The organism is Streptomyces indicus (assembly GCF_900100315.1).
GTDB lineage: Bacteria > Actinomycetota > Actinomycetes > Streptomycetales > Streptomycetaceae > Streptomyces > Streptomyces indicus.
This window is the reverse complement of the sequence record NZ_FNFF01000019.1, coordinates 86,233-104,759: the sequence shown is the minus strand read 5'-3', so window position 1 is coordinate 104,759 and position 18,527 is coordinate 86,233. Positions and strand designations below refer to the sequence as shown.

The window sequence follows — 18,527 nt, the reverse complement described above, 5'->3', positions numbered from 1 at the left end:
ACGTCACCTTTCGGAGGTAGCTCGGATGTTTGCAGACATCAGGCGCAGTGTGGGCAAGACCAACCTCGACGAAGTGCTTGTTACCGGCTGGGACCGGCGGGATGACTCCACCCATTCCGCGACCGTGCGCTGGCCGCGTTCTCATACGTTCTATACGCCGACTCCGGTGCGGTACAGCCTGATGCTGTTCACGGAGAGCGTGCGTCAGGCGGTGGCCGTCACTGGTCAGCATGGCCTCGGCGTCCCTGCCGGGCACCGCATGGGCTGGGAGGAGATCTCCTGCACGCTTGCGCCACGCGCTCTGGCCGTCGGCGCCGGACCTGCGGCACTGGACCTGACGATCACTCATGCCCCGTTCGCGCCCCGCAGGTCGGGTTTGTTCCGTCTGACTGCGCACGTCGAAGCGTTCCGGGACGGTGTCCCTGTGGGCACGGCTCGCTTGCGGTACACCGCCTACCCCCCGGCGCTGTACAACCGACTGCGCGGTGAGTACGCGGATGCCCGTACGGCTTTCGCCCGCGCGCTGCCGGTGGGGCCGCCAGTGGAACCTGCCCTGGTCGGCCGCGGCAACCCTCGTGACGTCGTGCTCTCTCCCGAATCACCTGATGCTGCAACCGGCCGGCAACGGCACTGGAGGTTGCGGGCCGACACCACGCACGGGGTGCTTTTCGACCATCCACACGATCACATACCGGGCATGGTGCTGCTTGAGGCAGCAAGCCAGGCCGTCCAGGCAGCAGCGGCCCCCGGGCGGGTCGTGCCGATCGGCTTTGACGCCTCCTTCTTCCGCTACGTGGAGTTCGACCAGCCGTGCATCATCGTGGCCGAACCGTCCCAGGTTGCTTCTGCGAGCCGCCTGTGCCAGACCGTGAACGGCATCCAGGACGGCGAGGCGGTCTTCACCGCGCGGATTACCGGCGCCACGGAACCCTCTGTGCTTCACTCTCCTGTCAGGGCTCCGTCAACTTCCCCGGACGCACGGTTGGTTGGCGATCGGGGCCGGTAGGGGCGGGTAGCAGTGCAGGTACGGGGGTTCGTGATCATTGTGGTGACTAAGCCAGATGATCACGAGGATGTCCCGTGCCTGCCGTTGCATCTTCCCCTACCCCTGCCGTGCTGGAGAAGCTGGGCCCGCTGGATGCGGACCGCATCGCAGACCTGCGCCCTTACCTCGAATCGGTGCCCGATCCGCGCTCACGTCGGGGCCGCTGGTACTCGCTGGTCTCGGTCCTGCTGGTGTGCGCCTGCGCGGTCGTGTCCGGGGCGAAGAGCCTCGAGGAGATCGCCGAGTTCGCCGAGCGGGCCACGAACACGCTGCTGGCTTCCCTCGGAATCCGCCGTCACCTGCTCGGCTGGCGGCGCAGTCCGAAGCCGGTCACGATGGGACGCGTCCTGATGGCGCTCGACGGCGATGCTCTGGACCAGGCCGTCGGCGCCTACCTCGCCGACCAACACCGCACGTCCACGCGCGCGTCGGCGACTCGACCCGGGTGGGTCGTCGCCGTGGACGGCAAGACGCTCAAGGGCTCGGCCCGCCTGGAGGTACCGCGCCGTCACCTTCTCGGCGGTCACGCACCACCCCGTCGCCACGCTCTCCCAGGTCGAGGTCGGCGCGAAGACCAACGAGACGCGGCACTTCAAGCACCTGCTGGCGCCACTTGACCTCACCGACGCCGTGGTCACCTTCGACGCCCTGCACTCGGTGAAGGCCAACATCACCTGGCTGGTCGAGACGAAAAAGGCCCACTACATCGCGGTCATCAAGACCAACCAGCCCACCGCGTACGCTCAGCTCGCCGCCCCGCCCTGGACCTCGATCACAGTCCAGCACACCGCCTCCGCCACCTCTCACAGCCGGCGCGAGTCCCGGTTGATCAAGACCTGCGCCATCGCCGACAATCTCGGCGGCATCGCCTTCCCGCACGCCCGTCTCGCTCTCCGCGTACACCGGCGCCGCAAGCAGACCGGCCGACCGGAGAGCCGCGAAAGCGTGTACAACCTCGGAAGCGAACCGCACCAACACACTCCGAGCTCGGTGGCGTGCTCGTGCACTCCCAGGAAGCACCCGAGCGGGGGCTCATCAGCGATGCGGCTTCCGTGGTTCCCCACTCGCGGCAAGGACTCTCTCGCCGTGGTGGCGTCGCAGAGAGCGACTCCCACTCGGTTGCCGGGTCCTGCCCAGCACTCGAACCCGCACTACCGCATCCCCTTACCGCGCACGGGCACCATCTGCTCGATCGTGACCCGAGCCCCGGGAATACCGGGGTCACGCCGTTTCCCATCTGTCTGGTCTCCCGCCGGGGGCACGGGCAGAAGGGCCGGCTCAGAGGTTCTCCTGAGCCGGCCCTTCTCATGTCCGAGCGATGAAGGACCCACGCGACCTACGCCCTACGATCTCGCGATGAGCTACGACATCTACTTTCTGAGCCGGCACGAAGGGCAGTCCTGGGAAGAAGCCCTGGAGGCCACCGAGGTCGCAGCGGCAAGCACGGGCACTTCGCGCATCCCCGCCGAACTCCTGGCGGCCTGGCAGCGCATCGTGCCGCAGGCCTGCGCGCTGCTCGGCGACGTGGAAATCACGGAGCACGAGCAGGAATCACGCGACCTCAGTCAATCGGACACCGGTATCGACCTGTCCGTGCTCGGGGACGAGGTCAGCATCACCGTGCCCTACTGGCATGCCGACGCAGCTGCCGAGGGGGTAATCGCCCAGCTTCTGGCTCTCTCCGCGATCGTGGAGAAGGAGACCGGGCTGACCGCGTACGACCCCCAGATCGGGATGCCGTTGGCTGACGCGTCCCTGCCGCAGGCGACGGAGATCATGTCCAGCGTCGCGACCGATTTGCGGAGCCGGTACGGGGGATGAGCCCGGGTGGCAGCACCCTTCCGGGGGCACCGCCGCAAAGGCCCGGACCGTGAGCGTCCGGGCCTTTCGCCGTTTCCGAACTTCCGTATCCCGCCAGGTCAGATGACCGCGACCGCGTCGATCTCGACGAGGAACCCGGGGCCCAGGCCCGCCACCACGTGGACCGTGATGGCCGGGGGCGGGTCGGAGCGGTTCCAGACCTCCTGGAAGGCGGCGACGCCCTCGTCGAAGGTGTGGCCGTCCACCACGGCGATCCTCCAGTGGACGATGTCCGCCAGGCTCGCTCCCTCGCTCTCCAAGATGGCCTTGAGGTTCCGGAAGGCCTGCCTGGACTGTTCGCCGACGGTGGGGCCGACGACCTTGCCGTCGGCGTCGACGCCGTTCTGGCCTCCGATGTAGATCGTCTTCGCCGGCTGTTCGACCACGACGGCCTGGCTGAAGGCGGGACTGCGGTGCAGACCCTCGGGATTGATGCGGCGCACACCCATGTCTTGCTCCTCCGTGAGCGAAACCGGTTATAGAGGTTACGTCCAACACCACTTATAGTGGTGTCATGCGAACGAGCGCAACTGGACGGGTGTTGCACGACCCCAAGGGCGGGTCGTTCCGGTTCGACGCGGGCGCCCTCTGCCTGGATTTCGCCCACACCGGCGGCGAAGGCCGGTACGCGGTGTTCGAGACCCTGCACGAGCCGGCCGATTTGGGCGCATGGCTGGCCGAGCCGCCGCCGGCCGCGGTGATGTCCGTGCCCGTGACGTCCCGTGACCTGGCCGCGGCCAAGACCCTCCGCCAGGCGATCTGGGAGGCGGCGCACGCCCGGGCTGCGGCCCGCCCCCTGCCCGCGGAGGCGGTGGAGGCCATCAACCGGGCCGCGGCCGCCGCTCCCCTCGTCCCCGAACTCGCCGCCGACGGCACGACCACGGGCTGGGCGGAACCGGTGCGGGCCACGCAGGCGCTGTCGACCATGGCGCGGGAGATGATCGAGCTCCTGTCCGGCCCGCTCGCCGGGCGCATCCGCAAGTGCGCGGGCGACAACTGCCCACTGGTGTTCGTGGACTCCTCCCGCCCCGGCGCCCGCCGCTGGTGCGCCATGGAACGCTGCGGCAACCGCCACAAACTCCGGGCCCTGCGCGCCCGGCGGGCGACGGAGGCATGAGGCGGACACTCCGGCCTGACCAGGGACGGCTGCGCCCTGCGGCATGACTTCTCGCTTGCCCCGTATCGAATGCGAGGACCACCCCGTCGTACAGGTGTGCAGTGCCAGCACCCCGTACTCGCCCCGAGGAGTTCTTCGTGTCATCTCAAACCAGCTGGTCCGTTTCGTCCGGTGACGTGCTGCCGCAGGCGGTGGTCGATGCCGCGAGGGAGGTGCGGCGGGAGTTTCTCGGGGTGTTAGAGCCGTTGCGCGGGGAGTTGTTCCGGTACTGCCGGCGGCTGACCGGGGACGTGTGGGAGGCGGAGGATCTCGTACAGGAGACGCTTGCGCGGGCTCTGACGCGGGCGGCGCAGTCGCATCAGGCCGTCGAGCGGCCGATGGCATGGCTCGTGCGGATCGCGACGAACGCCTATCTCGACCAGGTGCGCCGGCCCGCTCCCCTGCTCGTCGAACCGTCCGAGCGTGCCGCGCCCGCCGCTGCCGATCCGGTGGAAGTACGGGACGCGCTCGCGGAGATGGCCACGCTGCTGTCCCCGCAGGAGCGTGCCGCCGTCGTGCTCAAGGATGTCTTCGACCTGCCGGTGAAAGAGATCGCCGGCATGCTCGGCACCACCGAGGGCGCGGTCAAGGCCGCTCTGCACCGCGGCCGGGGGCGTCTCGCCGATCCCGGGCGTGCGGCGGCGCTCGCCCGCCGCCCGGCGCCCGACCGGGGCACGCTCGACGCCCTGGCGAAGGCGTTCACCGCGTACGACCTGGACGGGCTGGCGAAGCTCTTCGCCGAGGACGCGGTCAGCGACGTCATCGGCATGGCCCATGAGGTCGGCCGGGAGCAGATCGCCGCCGGGTCCCTGCACCACACCCTTCTGCTGGAGACCTCCGTCCGCTGGCGTGCGGAAGTCCGGGAGTTGGACGGGGAGTTGGGCGGGGAGTTGGTCGTGTTGATGTGGGCCGCACCCGTCGACGGTGGTGGTGGTGCGGGCGCGGGTGAGGCGGTCGAGGATGTGTTGCGGGTGGAGACCGCCGGGGGTGGTGTCACGCGGCTGCGCTGGTACTACTTCTGCCCGGAGGTGCTGGCGGAGGTCGGTGAGCGGCTGGGGGTGCGCTGCCGGCCGCACGGGTACGCCGCGTAGTCCCGCGGCCCCTTCCGAGGCGGCTTCCGAGGCGGCTTCACTCCGACGAAGGACGCATGTTCGAAGTGATCTCGGTCGGTCTTGTCGTTATCAGTACGGCGGCCGGGTCTCCCTCGGCCATCGGGCTCCTCCCGCCCTTGCACCTCTGGAAGGACCTCTGACCGCTGATGGCCACCACCCGCACCCTCTGCATCCTGTACGTCCTCGGCGGGGCGCTCGCCGCGCACGCGGCCTCGGTGAGCGCCGTGCAAGGAGCCGTCGGCTACGCCGGCGGGTTCGGTGCGGTCGCGCTGCTCATGGTCGTCGCGTCCCTGCGGGAGTACCTCGCCGGTGACGAGCGTCGTGTCGCCGCGCTGCGCGCCGAGGCCCGCGCGCGGCCCCGGGTGCCCGACTACGACGCGATCGACGGTGCGGCGCGGGTCGCGCTCGCCGCCGCGTGCTGCGAGATGTGGTGGACGTCGGCGGGTACCGAGCACTCGGGCGGCTGCGGGCGGCGGCAGCAGCGCCGGGCCGCCTGAGTCCCGCGGGCTCACCGGTCCGCGTGCGCGTCACCGCTCATCCGCGGGTCCTCCGTCGGGTCCGCGTACATCGCCGGGCACCCCTTCGTCGCCGCCTCGGGGCGGAGTTCGTAGTGCCAGGGCTCGTTGCGGTAGATCTGGCAGAGGCCGTACGACTCGCCGTGGCGGGAGAGCCAGGACGTGGCGGTGGAGGGGCCGAGGTCGGCTGCCTTGCCGGCGACGTGCGGGGACGTGTCGGAGGTGGCCACCCAGCGGGCCGCCTCCTCCTGGGAGCCGTACTGCGATATCGCCTTCCGCAGGAGGTCGTCCTGGTACGCAGGGGAACGCCAGCCGCTGTTCAGGACGATCGTGACGCCGGAGCGCGCCGCGTCCGCCGCCGCGCGGCGCAGGGCGCTGCGCAGGGCCGGGTCGAGGTGGGTGAGCGCCGGGATCTCGGCGGTGAGGAGCGTGCCGGAGGGGACGGCGCCGTCCGCCCGGCCGAGCGGCCGGCTGCCTGCGTCGCGCGCGGACGGCCGTGAAGAGGGCGAGTGCGGTGAGGGGTGAGCTGTGTCTGCGTGCTGCGATGCAGGCGGCGTCGTATGCGGGTCGGTGGCCGCGAAGGAGGAGGAGGCCGGCTGCGACTGGCAGGCCGTGACGCAGGCGGCGAGGGCCGCGGTCGCGAGGGCGAGTGCCGCCGGGGTGCGGCGGGAGCGGGGTGCGGGAGGTGCCGGATTGATGGTGCGCATACCCGCAGTCAAGAACGGGGCGTGTTGTCCCCACGTATCCCGTTTTCGATATGCCGACGATATGTCCCGGCTCGTAGCCTCGGAGCATGCGAGTGCTGATCGTCGAGGACGAGCCCTATCTGGCGGAAGCAGTCCGTGACGGGCTGCGTCTGGAGGCGATCGCCGCCGACATCGCGGGCGACGGGGACACGGCGCTGGAGCTGCTGAGCGTCAACACGTACGACATCGCGGTGCTCGACCGTGACATCCCCGGCCCGAGCGGTGACGAGGTCGCCCGGAGCATCGTCGCGTCCGGGAGCGGGATGCCGATCCTGATGCTGACCGCCGCGGACCGGCTCGACGACAAGGCGAGCGGGTTCGAGCTCGGGGCCGACGACTATCTGACGAAGCCGTTCGAGCTGCAGGAGCTGGTGATGCGGTTGCGCGCGCTCGACCGGCGGCGGGCGCACAGCCGGCCGCCGGTGCGGGAGATCGCGGGCGTACGGGTCGACCCCTTCCGCCGCGAGGTCTTCCGTGACGGGCGCTTCGTCGCGCTGACCCGCAAGCAGTTCGCGGTGCTCGAAGTGCTCGTCGCCGCCGAGGGCGGTGTGGTGAGCGCGGAGGAGCTGCTCGAACGGGCCTGGGACGAGAACGCCGACCCGTTCACCAACGCCGTACGCATCACCGTGTCCGCGCTGCGCAAGCGGCTCGGCGAGCCGTGGGTCATCGCCACCGTCCCCGGCGTCGGATACCGGATGGAGAGCCCGCGGGCGGACGAGCCGCGGAGCAGCCGGCAGGACGAGGCAGGAGTCCGGCGGGACGCGCCCGGGAGCGGGCGGCGTGACGAGCCGCGGAGCAGCCGGCGGGAAGGTGCAGGGGATGGATAGGCAGCCCGGGCTGAGCGTGCGGCTCAAGCTCACCCTCAGCTATGCCGGGTTCCTGATGGTGGCCGGCACCCTGCTGCTCGCGGCGGTGTGGCTCTTCCTGCTGCGGTACGTGCCGGACCGGGCCACGCTCACCAGCGAGGACGCGAGCGGCCTCAAGGGCGTGTTCCCGATCCGCTCGCACCTCCTGAACGAGTTCGCCCCCAGGGCGGCCGTGGTCATGGTGATCCTGCTGGTGTTCGGGCTCGTCGGCGGCTGGCTGCTCGCCGGCCGCATGCTCGCTCCCCTGACCCGGATCACCGACGCCACCCGCCTCGCCACCCACGGCTCCCTCGCGCACCGCATCCGGCTGCCGGGCCGCAAGGACGAACTGCGCGAACTGGCCGACGCGTTCGACGGCATGCTCGCCCGCCTCGAGGCACACGTGGCCGAGCAGCAGCGGTTCGCCGCGAACGCCTCGCACGAACTCCGCACCCCGCTTGCCACCGCCCAGGCCGTGCTCGACGTGGCGCGCAGCGACCCGTCGCGCGACCCCGCCGAGGTGTACGCCAGGCTGCACGCCATCAACGCACGGGCGATCGACCTCACCGAGGCGCTGCTCCTGCTCAGCCGGGCCGAACAGCGGTCCTTCACACGGGAACCCGTGGATCTGTCGCTGCTCGTGGAGGAGGCGGAGGAGACGCTGCTGCCGCTCGCCGAGAAACGCGGCGTCACCGTCGAGGACTTCGAGGACTTCGAGGACTTCGAGGGCGAGCCGGCGACCGCGCACGGATCGCCGGCGCTGCTGCTTCAGATGACCACGAACCTCCTGCACAACGCGATCGTGCACAACCTGCCCGCCGGCGGCACCGTGCACGTGTCGACCGCGGCGGGCCCCGAGCACGTGGAGCTCACCGTCGAGAACACCGGGGAGCGGCTCTCCCCCGAGCTGCTGGCCACGCTCACCGAGCCCTTCCGGCGCGGCACGGAACGGCTGCACGACGACCATGCCGGCGTCGGTCTGGGCCTCGCCATCGTCAAGGCGATCGTCCGCGTGCACGACGGCACCCTCACCCTCGCCCCGCGGCCCGCGGGCGGACTGCGGATCTCCGTACGCCTGCCCGTCGCACCGGCCCCGCACCCGTACGACCGAGCACATACCGAGCAGTTCAGGACAGCGACCAGTGAGTGATGCAGTGACGGACACCGCCACCCGGGAGAAGCCCCAGGAGCCGAAGGAGTCCCCGGAGGCCCAGGAGGCCCTGGGAGACGCCGCGCCCCGGAGCGAGGGCACGACGCGGACGGGTGTCCTGCGGCGGCTGGCCCGCGGCCTGTCCCGCCCCGCCCCCTGGCGGCGCGGCCTCCTCCTCACGGCGCTCGCGCTGCTGCTCGGCCTGATGCTGCTGCTGCACGCGCAGCTGCCCGACGCGGCGGGGCTCGGGAGTCTGGTGGAGAGCGTGCTGCCGTGGTGCGGGCTGGGCGTTCCGGTGCTGCTCGCGGCCGCGCTGTGGCGCCGGTCCGCCTCCGCCGTGGTGGCGCTGCTGCTGCCGGTGTTCGCGTGGGTGAGCCTCTTCGGCGGGCTGCTCACCGACAAGTCCCGCGCGGGCCACGACCTCGTGGTGGCCGGCCACAACGTCGGCGCGGACAACCCCGACCCGGCCGGCACCGCCCGCACCCTCGCCGCCTCCGGCGCGGACGTACTCGCGCTGGAGGAGATGACCCCCGAGGCCCGTCCGACGTACGAACGGGAACTCGCGAAGACGTACCCGCACCACTACACGGTCGGCACGGTCGGGCTGTGGAGCAGGCTGCCCCTGTCGGACCCGCGGCCGGTCGACATCCGGCAGGACGTCGGTCCGCTCGGCGACGCCAAGCCGGAGGAGGAGAAGCTCCGCTACGCCCGCGCCCTGCGCGCGACGGTGGCGACGGAGCAGGGCCCGCTCACGGTGTACGTGGCGCACCTGGGCTCCGTACGCGTCATGCCCCGCAGCGGCTTCTGGTCCGAGTCGCGCGACCGCAACGCCGAGGCGCTCGCCGCGGCGGTCGCCGCCGACCCGAGCGAGCGCGTGGTGCTGCTCGGCGACCTCAACGGCACCATGGACGACCGCGCGTTCGACGCCCTCACCGCGCAACTGCGCTCCGTCCAGGAGGAGTCGGGCGACGGATTCGGCTTCACCTGGCCGAAGTCCTTCCCGATCGCCCGGATCGACCAGATCCTCGTCAAGGGAGTGGAACCGAGGAGCGCTTGGCTGCTGCCGGAGACCGGGAGCGATCATCTTCCTGTGGCGGCCGGGATCGGCTGGTGAGTCCCGGGGCCGCGTGGCCCGATGGTCCGGCCGTCGAACCCCGGCCGCTACCGCCGCTCACTCCCCGTCCCGCCCCCGGGTCTCGCGCCGCAGTGCGTACGGCTGTCCCGCGAGCCACAGCCGTCCCGCCATGTCGGCGTGGCAGTCGGCTCGTTCGGGCTCGCCGCGCAGGAATGCCACGGCTGCGGCCGTGAGGCGCAGGCTGCCGCCGCGGCCGGTGATGCCGGGCAGGGCGGTCAGGTGTGCGGTCCAGGAGCGGGGGACCTTCACGCGGTACGTGGCCGGGTTGCCCGTCGCCCGTTCCAGGGCGTACAGCACGTCGCCGTACCGGGCGTGCGCCAGCGCCGAGCGCAGGGCGGACTCCAGGCTCCACAGGCCCGCGTCCACCTGGTCGCAGGCGAAGATCCGGCCCGGGCGCGAGCGTGCGTAAGCGAACCACGTGCCGGTGCGCGACGGCAGCGCGTAGCCGATGGGATAGCCGCCCGGGAGCCCGTCCCGTACGCAGAGGTAGACGGCGGCCGTCGCGTCGCCCTCGTCCTTCGTGAGGAAGAGGCCGCGTTCGGCGAGGAGGGTGGTGAGCGACGGCGGGTCGGAAGGGGGGTCCACGCTCCTGGTTGTGTTCCTGGGCTCGGGCGTACCCCAGGTCTCGGGTGTGCCCCAGGTCTCGGGTGTGCCCCAGGTCTCGGGTGTGCCCCGGGTCTCGGTCGTGTTCCGGATATCGCCGGGTGCTGCTCCCCGGCTGTCCATGGTCGTCAACGGGCTGCTGCCTTCCGCGAGTCGGTGGCGGGAACGCGGCGGCCGGCTCCCCCTGGCGGCCGCCGCGCTTGCATACCGTGGCGCGAGGCGTTGCAATGCCGATGAAATTCCGATGATGCGCGGACCGCCGGTGGCCGCGCGCCGGACACGGGGCGGGCGCTCGGCACGCCCGGACGAGGGGGCTCGGGTGGTGCTGCGACTGGCCGTGCTCGGCCCCGTGCGCGCCGCCCGGGACACCGGACCGGTACCTCTCGGGCCCGCGCGCGGGCAGGCCGTGTTCGTGGCGCTCGCGCTGCGGGCCGGGCGGGTTGCGGGCCGGGAGCAGCTGCTCGACGCCGTCTGGGGCGAGCACCCGCCCGCGAGCGGCGGGAAGGTGCTGCCCAGTTACGTGTACGCGCTGCGCCGGCGGCTCGACCCGCCGGGCACACGCCCGGAGGACTCCCTCATCCGGGCGGAGCACGGCGGCTACCGGATCGATGAGCGTCAACTCCTGCTCGACAGCGACGAGTTGGAGGCAGCCGGCCGCGAGGCCGGGCTGCTGGACCCCGACGCAGCACTGCATCGCCTCGATCGCGCACTCGCCCTCGTACGCGGCGAACCGCTGGCCGGGCTGCCGGGACCGTTCGCCGCGGCCGAGCGGGCACGGCTGCGGCAGCGGGTGCGCGGGCTGCGCGTGCAGCGCCTTCAGCTCCTTGCCGAACTGGGGCGGTTCGCCGCGGTGTTGGAGGAGCCCACCGCCTTCTTCGACCCCTGCGACGAGCAGGTGGCCGCGCTGCGGATCCGCGCGCTGCACGGCAGCGGGCGGCAGGCCGAGGCGCTCCAGGCGTACGAGGAGATCCGCCGGCTGCTGCGGCACGAGCTCGGCGTGGACCCGGGGCCCGGGCTCCGGCGCGCCCATCAGGCGGTCCTGCGCCAGGAGCCGGGAGTCCGCGAGCCGGTCGCGCGTCAGAGACCAGGCCGCACACCGGACCAGGGGCCGGGCCAGGGATCAGACCACGCACACTCCCGCCCCCGCACCCCTCACCCCGCCGGACCGCTCAACACCCTCCCCGGCGACTCCGGCCGGCTCATCGGGCGCGACACCGAACTCGCCCTGCTGACCGCCCCGTCCGCGCCCGGGGCCGTCGGCGTCCTGACCGTGCACGGGCCGGCCGGGGTAGGCAAGAGCGCCCTGGTCGTACGGGCCGCGCGCGAGCTCAGCGCCCGGTATCCGGACGGCTGTCTGTTCGTGGACCTGCGCGGGCACAGCACCCAGCGCCGCCGGACCCCCGAGCAGGCCCTGCAACGGCTGCTGCGGACCCTGGGCGCGGCGAAGGGCGAACTCCCCGGCGACCTCGACGAGTTGACGGAGGCGTGGCGTGCCGCGACGAGCGGGTTGCGGCTGCTGCTCGTCCTGGACGACGCCCTGGACGCCGAACAGGTGCGGCCGCTGCTTCCGGCGGGCGCGGACAGCCGGGTCCTGGTGGCGGGACGGCGCCGCCTCGCGGACCTCGACGCCGAGCGGCGGCTCGCCCTCGACCCCCTGGACAGCGCCCAGGCCGTCTCCCTCCTGACCCATCTCATCGGAGACGAGCGGGCCGCCGCGGAACGCGAAGCGGCCGCCCGCCTCGCCCGGCTCTGCGACGGACTGCCGCTGGCGCTGCGCATCGCCGGCTCCCGGTTGCAGAACCGTGCCGCGTGGAGCGTGCAGTATCTGGTGGGGCGGATGGCCGGGGACGGGCGGCTGCTCGGTGAGCTGAGCGTGGGCGACCGGAGCGTGGAGGCCGCGTTCCGGCTGTCGTACGACCAGCTCGACGCCGAACAGCAGCGGGGGTTCCGGGCGTTGGGGCTCACCCCGACGGTGGAGTTCGACGTGCGTACGGCGGCGGCGATGCTGAGCCCCGGCCCGTACGCCGCCTACGACGCCGAGGGCTGCCGCGACACCGAGGAACTGCTCGAAGGGCTGGTGGACGCGAGCCTGCTCCAGGAGCCGCGCCCGGGCCGCTACCGGCTGCACGACCTCGTCCGTGTGCACGCGCGGCGGACGGCGCGGACGGTGCCGGAGGAGGCAACGGCCGTATGCACCAAGGGACTTCACCTGCATCTGGCGGCGGCGCGGCTCGCGAGCGACTGGGGGACGGCGGGCTTCCCCAGCGGGCCGGACGAGCCGGGCGGAGAGCAGGCTTTGGGCGGGGATCGGGTCTTCGGCGACTGGCGCGCGGCGGAGGCCTGGCTTGACTCCTTCGGCGGCGACCTGCCCGACGTGGTCGGGCATGCCGTCCTGTTCGAGGAGTACGACCTGGCCTGCTGGATCGCCGAGGCGTACACCGACTACTTCGTCCGGCAGGGGCGCTACCACGAGGCGCAGACCGCGCTGGAGCTGGCGCTCGCGCACACCGACCGCTGCACCGACCCGCGGATGCCGCTCGCGGTGCGCAGCTGCCTGGCGTACACCGCCATCCACCAGCGCCGCTACACGCAGGCGCGCGCCCTGTGCACCGAGGTGCTGGAAGCGGCGCGGCAGTGCGGCGCACGGGGCGAGGAGGCCCGCGCCCTCACCGGACTCGGCGCCACCGCGCTGAGCGTCGGCGAGGGGTCACGCGCCCTCGCGTACGTGACCGAGGCGGCGCAGCTGTGCGCGGCCCGGCAGGACAGCTGGCTGGGCGCGATGGCGCTGCTGATCCAGGGGCTCTCGCACCAGTTCGAGGGCTGCGACGAGGCAGCGCTCGCGAGCTTCGCCGCGGCCCGCGCGTGCGCGGAGGGCGCGGTCCGCACCGGGGAGCGATCCGTCGCGGCCAAGCGGCACCCCGTACAGACCGGGCAGCACCCCGCCGCGACCGACGAGCCCCCCATCACCGCCGGCCCCCCTTCCCCCGCAACCACCCCCCGCCCCCACATGCTCGGCCGGATTCTGAGCTGCAGTGCCGACATCCATCTGCGCAGCGGGCGGTACGGGGAGGCCGCGCGGCTGCTGACGGAGGCGGTGCGGCTGGTGGAGCAGGGCGGGGATGTGTTCCAGGGTGCCCGGAGCCTGACGCGGCTGGGGACGGCGGTGCACGGCCAGGGGGACCCGGGCGCGGCGATCGGGTTGCACCAACAGGCCCTGGTGCAGCTTCAGTTGCTGTCTCCGCTGACCGAACCCGGTTATGCCTGGCTGGAGATGGACATACGGTCCCGGCTCGGTGGCGCGCTCATGGCGACGGGACGTCTCACCGAGGCACTCCGCCAGTACGAGGGCGTGGTCCGGGCGCCGGACCGGGGCCGGGGACCGGGGACGGCAGAGCCGCCGGGCGGGCGCCCTCCCGGCCCAGAGCCCGCATCAGGCGGGGCGCCTCGCGCGGGTCGGCCGGCAGCACGTGGGCCGCGAACCAGCGGGCCGCCTCGGGGGACGGCGACGGGTCGGTGAACTCGGGGCCCGCGTAGTCGTCGAGGGGCGGGTCGTAGAGGTAGCCGGCGACCAGGCCGTGGTGGACGAGGCGGTCGATGAGGGCGTCCCGGTCCTGGACGAGGAGCGGTGCGCGGAACAGCGGGAGCGGGCCCTCGTGGGCCAGGTGCTCGCGCAGCGCGGGCGAGGCCCAGACGGTACGGGTCAAGGCGGCGACTCCCGCGCGGCGGCGGGCGAGATCCCGGTCGAGCCGGGCGAGCCGCGCCGCCAACTGGCCGCGCACCAAAGGGCCGTGGCGGTCGCGGTAGCTGTGCAGGTCGACGCGTAACCAGAGGTCGTACGCCGGGACGCTCGGCGCCCGGGTCGCGGCCACGGCCAGGCGCGGGGCCCGCAGCGGCATCCGGATGGCCTCGCGTTCCAGGAGGCCGAGGCGCTGGGCGGTGCGCCAGACCGGGCGGACCAGGTGCAGCGTGCGCACCGCCGAGCGGGCCAGCGGGAGCAGCGTGGTCGCCAGGTCCTCGTGCAGGCGCGCGGGCAGCAGCAGGTCGTCGCGCAGGCGCTCCAGTTCGCGACGGGTGCGGGCGTCCTCGACGGCGAGGAAGCCGCCCGCCTTGCCCTGCACGTGCTTGCCGAGGCTGAAGGCGCCCGCGGTGCCGAAGGTCCCGACCGGCTGTCCGCCGACGTGGGTGCCGATGGCGTGGGCCGCGTCCTCGATGAGCGGGATGCCCAAGGCGTCGCAGCGGCGCCGCAGTTCACGGACGCGGTCCGGCATGCCGTACAGGTTCGTGGTGAGCACGGCGTCCAGCGAGCGCCAGAGCGGTTCGGGCACGGCGGCGGGGTCGATGTTCCCGTCCGCCGCCGCGACCGGGGCCTGCACCGGGCGCAGGCCCGCGGCGAGCACCACGAAGAGGATCACGTCGTCGTTGACCGGCGACATCAGGACCCGGCCGCCGGGGCGGCACCAGCGCCGCAGCGCCAGGTAGAGCGCGAGGCGGGCCGAGGGGGTGTAGAGGCACTCCCGTCCGATCCGCCGCGCCATCGCATCCGCGAGCCTCGCTCCGTACGGCATGGTCACTCTCCTGGTGTGGGTGGGTAGGAGTCGTGCCGAGCGCGGGGGGGGGTGGTGTACGGACCGGGGTGCCGTCGGTCCTCAGCGGGCCGAGCGCGCCGTCCTGAGCGCACCCGCCGCCTTCAGGAGGCGGTCCGCCGGCTCGCGCAGGCGGGGGTGGGCGTTGACGGTGTTGCGCAGGCCGCGGACCGGGCGGCGCCAGGTCCGCAGGGCGAGGGCGGTGGGGTGCGGGCGGGTCGCGAACCCCTCGGCGACACGCAGTTCGCGGGTCTTCAGCCAGTCCTTGTACGTCTTGTCGCCGCGCCCGAAGTCCATCACCTGCACCCCTTGGCGGCCGGCCGCCTCGGCCATCCGCAGATGCATCATCAACCCCGGTGAGTAGTAGTGGAGTTCGGGGTCGTACGTGGTGAACCACGCGGCGAACACGGTGCGCGAGGCCGGCCCGAAGTGCACGGCGACCGGCCGCTCCCCCGCGTAGAGGACGGACAGGACGCCCGTGAAGTGCTCCTCGCGCACCTCGAAGAGATCCTCGACGAGCGCGACGATCCAGGGTTTGGCGAACCGGTCCATGCGGCCCGTCCTGCGGTACTGCGCGGACTTCCACTCCATCAGCTGCCGCAGCATGGCCGGGTCGCGCTCGTCGTACACGAAGCGCAGCTCGCCGTGGTCGCGCGCGAGCCGCCGCTCCTTCTTGAGGGTGGTCTTGGCGAGGCCGGGATAGGCGGCGCGCAGCCAGGCGGCGTACGTGCCGTCGCCGGGCCGTTCGGTGGTGAGGTCGACGACGGGCGAGGCGAAGGTGCCGGTGACGTACGGCCCGAACGGCCGCTGTTCCGCGACGAGATGGTCGAACTCGAAGACCGCGAGCGAGCAGGCACGCAGCACCTGGCGGGGGTTCCAGGCGACTCCGGGCCGGTGGACGAGGGCCTGGCTGTCGGAGAGGCCGAGGCCGATCGCGCGGCCGACGCCCAACGGGCCGCGCTCGTACGGCAGGAAGCCGACGGCCTCGCCGCCCTGCTGAAGCACCGCCACCCGGGCGGCGGGCCGGTGGCGGCCGACGCCCGCGGCGAACTCCGGTGCCAGGAAGGGGTTTGCGTAGTGCGGCGACAGGTCCATCGCCTCGTGCCAGGCCTTGCAGAGCTCGTCGCTCAGCTCCTGGGGTCTGTGGATCGAGATGTCCACGCGGTCCGCCCTCCGGCGTGAGAGCGGGGGCGGGCCCGTCGGGACGCGCACGGCAGCGGCGGCCGCCCCCCGGATCCCCCGACCCCTGCCGGGCTCAAACGTCGCGAACCCGTATGCGGACTGTCAAGGCTCCCTCTTGTAATGGATTGGTCATGAACGCGTATGGCCGGGCGAAAACGACAGGTGGCGGCCCGTCTGCCTGCGGATTCACGGCGCCCGACCCGACCCATTTCAACGAGACGAGACGAACCGTCTTGTCAAACGGCCGCCGGTGCCGTACGGTCGCAGACATGGGTTCCCTGTGATCACCGCCGACGCCCCCGCGTAGAGCCTCGCTCCGCGGGCGGCGTGCCGTGCCGTCATCCGCAATCGCCACCGAAGGGGGCCCACCTTGCGTGCGCCTGTAGCCCAACTGACCGTCCACGACCTCACCCACCGTTACGAGAGCGGCACCCGGCCCGTCCTCGACCGCATCAGCCTCACCGTCAAGCCGGGCGAGAAGGTCGGGATCATCGGCGACAACGGCTCGGGGAAGTCCACCCTCCTCAAGCTGCTCGCCGGCGTACTCGTCCCGACCGCGGGCGAGGTGACCGTCGCCGCACCCGGCGGCGTCGGATATCTCGCGCAGAGCCTGGACCTGCCCGCGCAGGCCCGCGTGCGGGACGCGATCGACCTCGCGCTCGCCGACATCCGTTCCCTGGAACGGGAGTTGAGGCGCGCGGAGACCGCACTCGAAGGACTACGGGGCGCGGACCTCGACCGCGCCCTGGAGTCGTACGCGGAACTCCTCGCCCGCTTCGAGGCGCGCGACGGCTACCAGGCCGACGCCCGCGTCGAGGTCGCCCTGCACGGCCTCGGCCTGCCGGGGCTCGCGCGGGAGCGGCGGCTCGGCACGCTCTCCGGCGGGGAGCGCTCCCGGCTGGCGCTCGCCGCGACCCTGGCCGCGGCGCCGGAGCTGCTGCTGCTCGACGAACCCACCAACGATCTCGACGACCGCGCCCTGACGTGGCTCGAGGACCATCTGCGCCGATGGCGGGGCACGGTGGTCGCGGTCACCCACGACCGGGTGTTCCTGGAGCACCTGACCAGCACGATCCTGGAGGTGGACGAGGCGAAGGCGACCCGGTACGGGGACGGCTACCGCGGTTACGTGGCCGCGAAGGCCGCCGAACGCCGCCGCCGTATCCAGGAGTACGACCAGTGGCAGACCGAACTCGCCCGCAACCGCAGGCTGGCCGGGTCCAACGTGGCCCGCCTCGACGCCATCCCGCGCAAGGTGCCGCTCGCCGTGTTCGGACACGGCGGCTTCCGGGCGCGCGGGCGCGGGCACGGGGCGATGGTCCGGATCCGCAACGCCAAGGAGCGCGTGGCGCGGCTCACGGCGAACCCGGCCCAACTGCCGCCGGATCCACTGGAGTTCAGCGCCAAGCTCGCACGGGCCGGTGAGGAGGAAGGACAGGGAGGACAGGGATACGCGGTCGAGGTGAGCGGTCTGCACGTGCCGGGGCGGCTCGACCTGCCGCACCTGCGGCTCGCGGCGGGCGGACGGCTGCTCGTCACCGGGCCCAACGGCGCGGGCAAGTCCACGCTGCTCGCCGTCCTGGCCGGGGAGTTGGCGCCGGCCGCCGGCACCGTACGAGTGCCGGGCCGGGTCGGGCATCTGCGGCAGCGGGAGACGCCGTGGCCGGCCGCGATGCCGCTCCTGCGGGCGTTCGCGCACGGGCGGCCCGGCACGGTGGACGAGCACCGCGAACAGTTGTTGTCCCTGGGCCTGTTCCGGCCCGCCGACCTGAGGCTGCGGGTCGGCGAGCTCTCGTACGGGCAGCGCCGGCGGATCGAACTGGCCCGCCTCGTCACGGAGGAGGTGGACCTGCTGCTCCTGGACGAGCCGACCAACCACCTCTCCCCCGCCCTCGTCGAGGACCTGGAGGAGGCGCTCGCTTCGTACACGGGCGCGTTGGTGGTGGTCACGCACGACCGGCGGATGCGGGAGCGCTTCGAGGGGACGCGCCTGGAGCTGGCCCGGGGGTGTCCGCTCGCGGTGGGTGCCTGACCGCGACAGCCAGGGGTGCGGCCCGGGCTCAGCGTGCGGCGTCGAAGCGGCGTACGTACCGCTTCTGCCAGGGCGTCTCCACGGCCCGTCGGTCGTAGTGCCGGCGCACGTAGGCCACCGCCTCGTGCGCCGGCACCCCGTCGAGCACGGCGAGGCAGGCGAGCGCGGTGCCGGTGCGGCCCCGGCCGCCGCCGCACGCCAGCTCCACCCGCTCACCGGCGGCCCGCTCCCAGGCCGTGCGCAGCACGGCGGGCGCGTCGGCGGCGGGCAGCCAGAAGTCGGGCCACCGCAGCCAGGCCGCTTCCCAGCCCACCCGGGGCGGCTCCTTGCCGAGCAAGTAGAGGCCGTACGTCGGCTCGGGCCCGGCGGGCAACGGGTGCCGCAGCCCGCGTCCGCGCACCAGCCGCCCCGAGGGCAAGGTCAGCACCCCGGCCGCACCGGGCTCCCATGTCTCCATGGCCCCACGCTAGCCGGGCCGCGGGCGTCCCGTCCGTGCCTCGCTTGACCTTGTCCCTGGGGCAGAGCCCAGGGTCGTGGACACCGGGAGGAACCGCTCCCGGTCA

General features: G+C 72.9%; 16 protein-coding genes and 1 pseudogene. 11 read left to right on the top strand and 6 right to left on the bottom strand.

Going from position 1 to position 18,527, the window contains the following annotated elements; all coding sequences use genetic code 11:
- The first annotated feature begins 25 nt into the window (after positions 1 to 25).
- From BLT97_RS32260 to BLT97_RS38115, 3 genes are all read left to right on the top strand, one after another.
- Positions 26 to 1,006: a ScbA/BarX family gamma-butyrolactone biosynthesis protein gene (locus tag BLT97_RS32260; RefSeq protein ID WP_093616658.1), complete on the top strand. Its 981-nt coding sequence runs from the start codon at positions 26 to 28 to the stop codon at positions 1,004 to 1,006.
- Positions 1,007 to 1,113: 107 nt separating this feature from the next.
- A complete protein-coding gene (locus tag BLT97_RS38750; RefSeq protein WP_245769662.1) occupies positions 1,114 to 1,662 on the top strand; it encodes a transposase family protein in 549 nt (182 codons plus the stop codon).
- A 739-nt stretch (positions 1,663 to 2,401) separates the two neighbouring features.
- Positions 2,402 to 2,866 carry a hypothetical protein gene (locus BLT97_RS38115; RefSeq protein ID WP_176953960.1) on the top strand — a complete coding sequence of 155 codons (465 nt, stop codon included), beginning with the start codon at positions 2,402 to 2,404 and terminating at the stop codon, positions 2,864 to 2,866.
- Positions 2,867 to 2,964: 98 nt separating this feature from the next.
- Here the strand turns inward: BLT97_RS38115 and BLT97_RS32250 are convergent, their stop codons facing one another.
- Positions 2,965 to 3,354 (bottom strand): RidA family protein, encoded by a 390-nt coding sequence (locus tag BLT97_RS32250; protein WP_093616656.1) that lies wholly within the window; start codon positions 3,352 to 3,354, stop codon positions 2,965 to 2,967.
- Positions 3,355 to 3,419: 65 nt separating this feature from the next.
- On the opposite strand from BLT97_RS32250, the gene BLT97_RS32245 reads away from it, so the two are divergent.
- The 3 genes from BLT97_RS32245 (at position 3,420) to BLT97_RS32235 (ending at position 5,670) form a co-directional block, all read left to right on the top strand.
- Positions 3,420 to 4,022 carry a CGNR zinc finger domain-containing protein gene (locus BLT97_RS32245; RefSeq protein ID WP_176953966.1) on the top strand — a complete coding sequence of 201 codons (603 nt, stop codon included), beginning with the start codon at positions 3,420 to 3,422 and terminating at the stop codon, positions 4,020 to 4,022.
- 137 nt (positions 4,023 to 4,159) lie between these two features.
- Positions 4,160 to 5,152 (top strand): sigma-70 family RNA polymerase sigma factor, encoded by a 993-nt coding sequence (locus BLT97_RS32240; RefSeq protein WP_176953965.1) that lies wholly within the window; start codon positions 4,160 to 4,162, stop codon positions 5,150 to 5,152.
- A gap of 167 nt (positions 5,153 to 5,319) precedes the next feature.
- Complete coding sequence (locus BLT97_RS32235; RefSeq protein ID WP_093616650.1) at positions 5,320 to 5,670, top strand: hypothetical protein; 351 nt, start codon at positions 5,320 to 5,322, stop codon at positions 5,668 to 5,670.
- Between the two features lie 11 nt (positions 5,671 to 5,681).
- Here the strand turns inward: BLT97_RS32235 and BLT97_RS32230 are convergent, their stop codons facing one another.
- A complete protein-coding gene (locus tag BLT97_RS32230) occupies positions 5,682 to 6,395 on the bottom strand; it encodes a D-alanyl-D-alanine carboxypeptidase family protein (RefSeq protein ID WP_093616648.1) in 714 nt (237 codons plus the stop codon).
- 86 nt (positions 6,396 to 6,481) lie between these two features.
- On the opposite strand from BLT97_RS32230, the gene BLT97_RS32225 reads away from it, so the two are divergent.
- The 3 genes from BLT97_RS32225 (at position 6,482) to BLT97_RS32215 (ending at position 9,543) form a co-directional block, all read left to right on the top strand.
- Entirely contained in the window at positions 6,482 to 7,261 is a 780-nt protein-coding gene (locus BLT97_RS32225) for a response regulator transcription factor (protein ID WP_245769661.1), read from the top strand.
- A complete protein-coding gene (locus tag BLT97_RS32220; RefSeq protein WP_093616644.1) occupies positions 7,254 to 8,429 on the top strand; it encodes a sensor histidine kinase in 1,176 nt (391 codons plus the stop codon). Before BLT97_RS32225 ends, BLT97_RS32220 begins: the two co-directional genes overlap by 8 nt.
- A 127-nt stretch (positions 8,430 to 8,556) precedes the next feature.
- On the top strand, positions 8,557 to 9,543 hold the full coding sequence (locus BLT97_RS32215) for an endonuclease/exonuclease/phosphatase family protein (RefSeq protein WP_425442793.1): 987 nt from the start codon (positions 8,557 to 8,559) through the stop codon (positions 9,541 to 9,543).
- 57 nt (positions 9,544 to 9,600) lie between these two features.
- Here the strand turns inward: BLT97_RS32215 and BLT97_RS32210 are convergent, their stop codons facing one another.
- Positions 9,601 to 10,149, bottom strand: coding sequence for a hypothetical protein (locus BLT97_RS32210; protein ID WP_093616642.1), 549 nt, complete (start codon positions 10,147 to 10,149; stop codon positions 9,601 to 9,603).
- 139 nt (positions 10,150 to 10,288) lie between these two features.
- Here BLT97_RS32210 and BLT97_RS39020 point away from each other — a divergent pair.
- Positions 10,289 to 13,372, top strand: a pseudogene (locus tag BLT97_RS39020) (AfsR/SARP family transcriptional regulator); the annotation flags it as partial.
- 115 nt (positions 13,373 to 13,487) lie between these two features.
- On the opposite strand, the gene BLT97_RS32200 reads toward BLT97_RS39020, so the two are convergent.
- Together BLT97_RS32200 and BLT97_RS32195 are read right to left on the bottom strand one after the other, a co-directional pair.
- Positions 13,488 to 14,732, bottom strand: coding sequence for a DegT/DnrJ/EryC1/StrS family aminotransferase (locus tag BLT97_RS32200; protein ID WP_093616640.1), 1,245 nt, complete (start codon positions 14,730 to 14,732; stop codon positions 13,488 to 13,490).
- 81 nt (positions 14,733 to 14,813) lie between these two features.
- On the bottom strand, positions 14,814 to 15,911 hold the full coding sequence (locus BLT97_RS32195; protein ID WP_245769660.1) for a GNAT family N-acetyltransferase: 1,098 nt from the start codon (positions 15,909 to 15,911) through the stop codon (positions 14,814 to 14,816).
- A 391-nt stretch (positions 15,912 to 16,302) separates the two neighbouring features.
- On the opposite strand from BLT97_RS32195, the gene BLT97_RS32190 reads away from it, so the two are divergent.
- The gene (locus BLT97_RS32190) at positions 16,303 to 17,964 is read left to right on the top strand and encodes a TlrC/CarA/OleB/SrmB family ABC-F type ribosomal protection protein (protein WP_093616638.1); all 1,662 of its coding nucleotides are present in this window, start codon (positions 16,303 to 16,305) and stop codon (positions 17,962 to 17,964) included.
- A gap of 28 nt (positions 17,965 to 17,992) precedes the next feature.
- On the opposite strand, the gene BLT97_RS32185 is transcribed toward BLT97_RS32190, so the two are convergent.
- On the bottom strand, positions 17,993 to 18,421 hold the full coding sequence (locus BLT97_RS32185; protein WP_093616636.1) for a protein-tyrosine phosphatase family protein: 429 nt from the start codon (positions 18,419 to 18,421) through the stop codon (positions 17,993 to 17,995).
- Positions 18,422 to 18,527 lie beyond the last annotated feature (106 nt).

Coding starts and splice junctions, on each gene's coding strand:
- BLT97_RS32185 (WP_093616636.1), bottom strand. CDS start 18,421: ATGGAGACATGGGAGCCCGGTGCGGCCGGGGTGCTGACCTTGCCCTCG.
- BLT97_RS32235 (WP_093616650.1), top strand. CDS start 5,320: ATGGCCACCACCCGCACCCTCTGCATCCTGTACGTCCTCGGCGGGGCG.
- BLT97_RS38115 (WP_176953960.1), top strand. CDS start 2,402: ATGAGCTACGACATCTACTTTCTGAGCCGGCACGAAGGGCAGTCCTGG.
- BLT97_RS32200 (WP_093616640.1), bottom strand. CDS start 14,732: ATGCCGTACGGAGCGAGGCTCGCGGATGCGATGGCGCGGCGGATCGGA.
- BLT97_RS32220 (WP_093616644.1), top strand. CDS start 7,254: ATGGATAGGCAGCCCGGGCTGAGCGTGCGGCTCAAGCTCACCCTCAGC.
- BLT97_RS32225 (WP_245769661.1), top strand. CDS start 6,482: ATGCGAGTGCTGATCGTCGAGGACGAGCCCTATCTGGCGGAAGCAGTC.
- BLT97_RS32245 (WP_176953966.1), top strand. CDS start 3,420: ATGCGAACGAGCGCAACTGGACGGGTGTTGCACGACCCCAAGGGCGGG.
- BLT97_RS32260 (WP_093616658.1), top strand. CDS start 26: ATGTTTGCAGACATCAGGCGCAGTGTGGGCAAGACCAACCTCGACGAA.
- BLT97_RS32250 (WP_093616656.1), bottom strand. CDS start 3,354: ATGGGTGTGCGCCGCATCAATCCCGAGGGTCTGCACCGCAGTCCCGCC.
- BLT97_RS32230 (WP_093616648.1), bottom strand. CDS start 6,395: ATGCGCACCATCAATCCGGCACCTCCCGCACCCCGCTCCCGCCGCACC.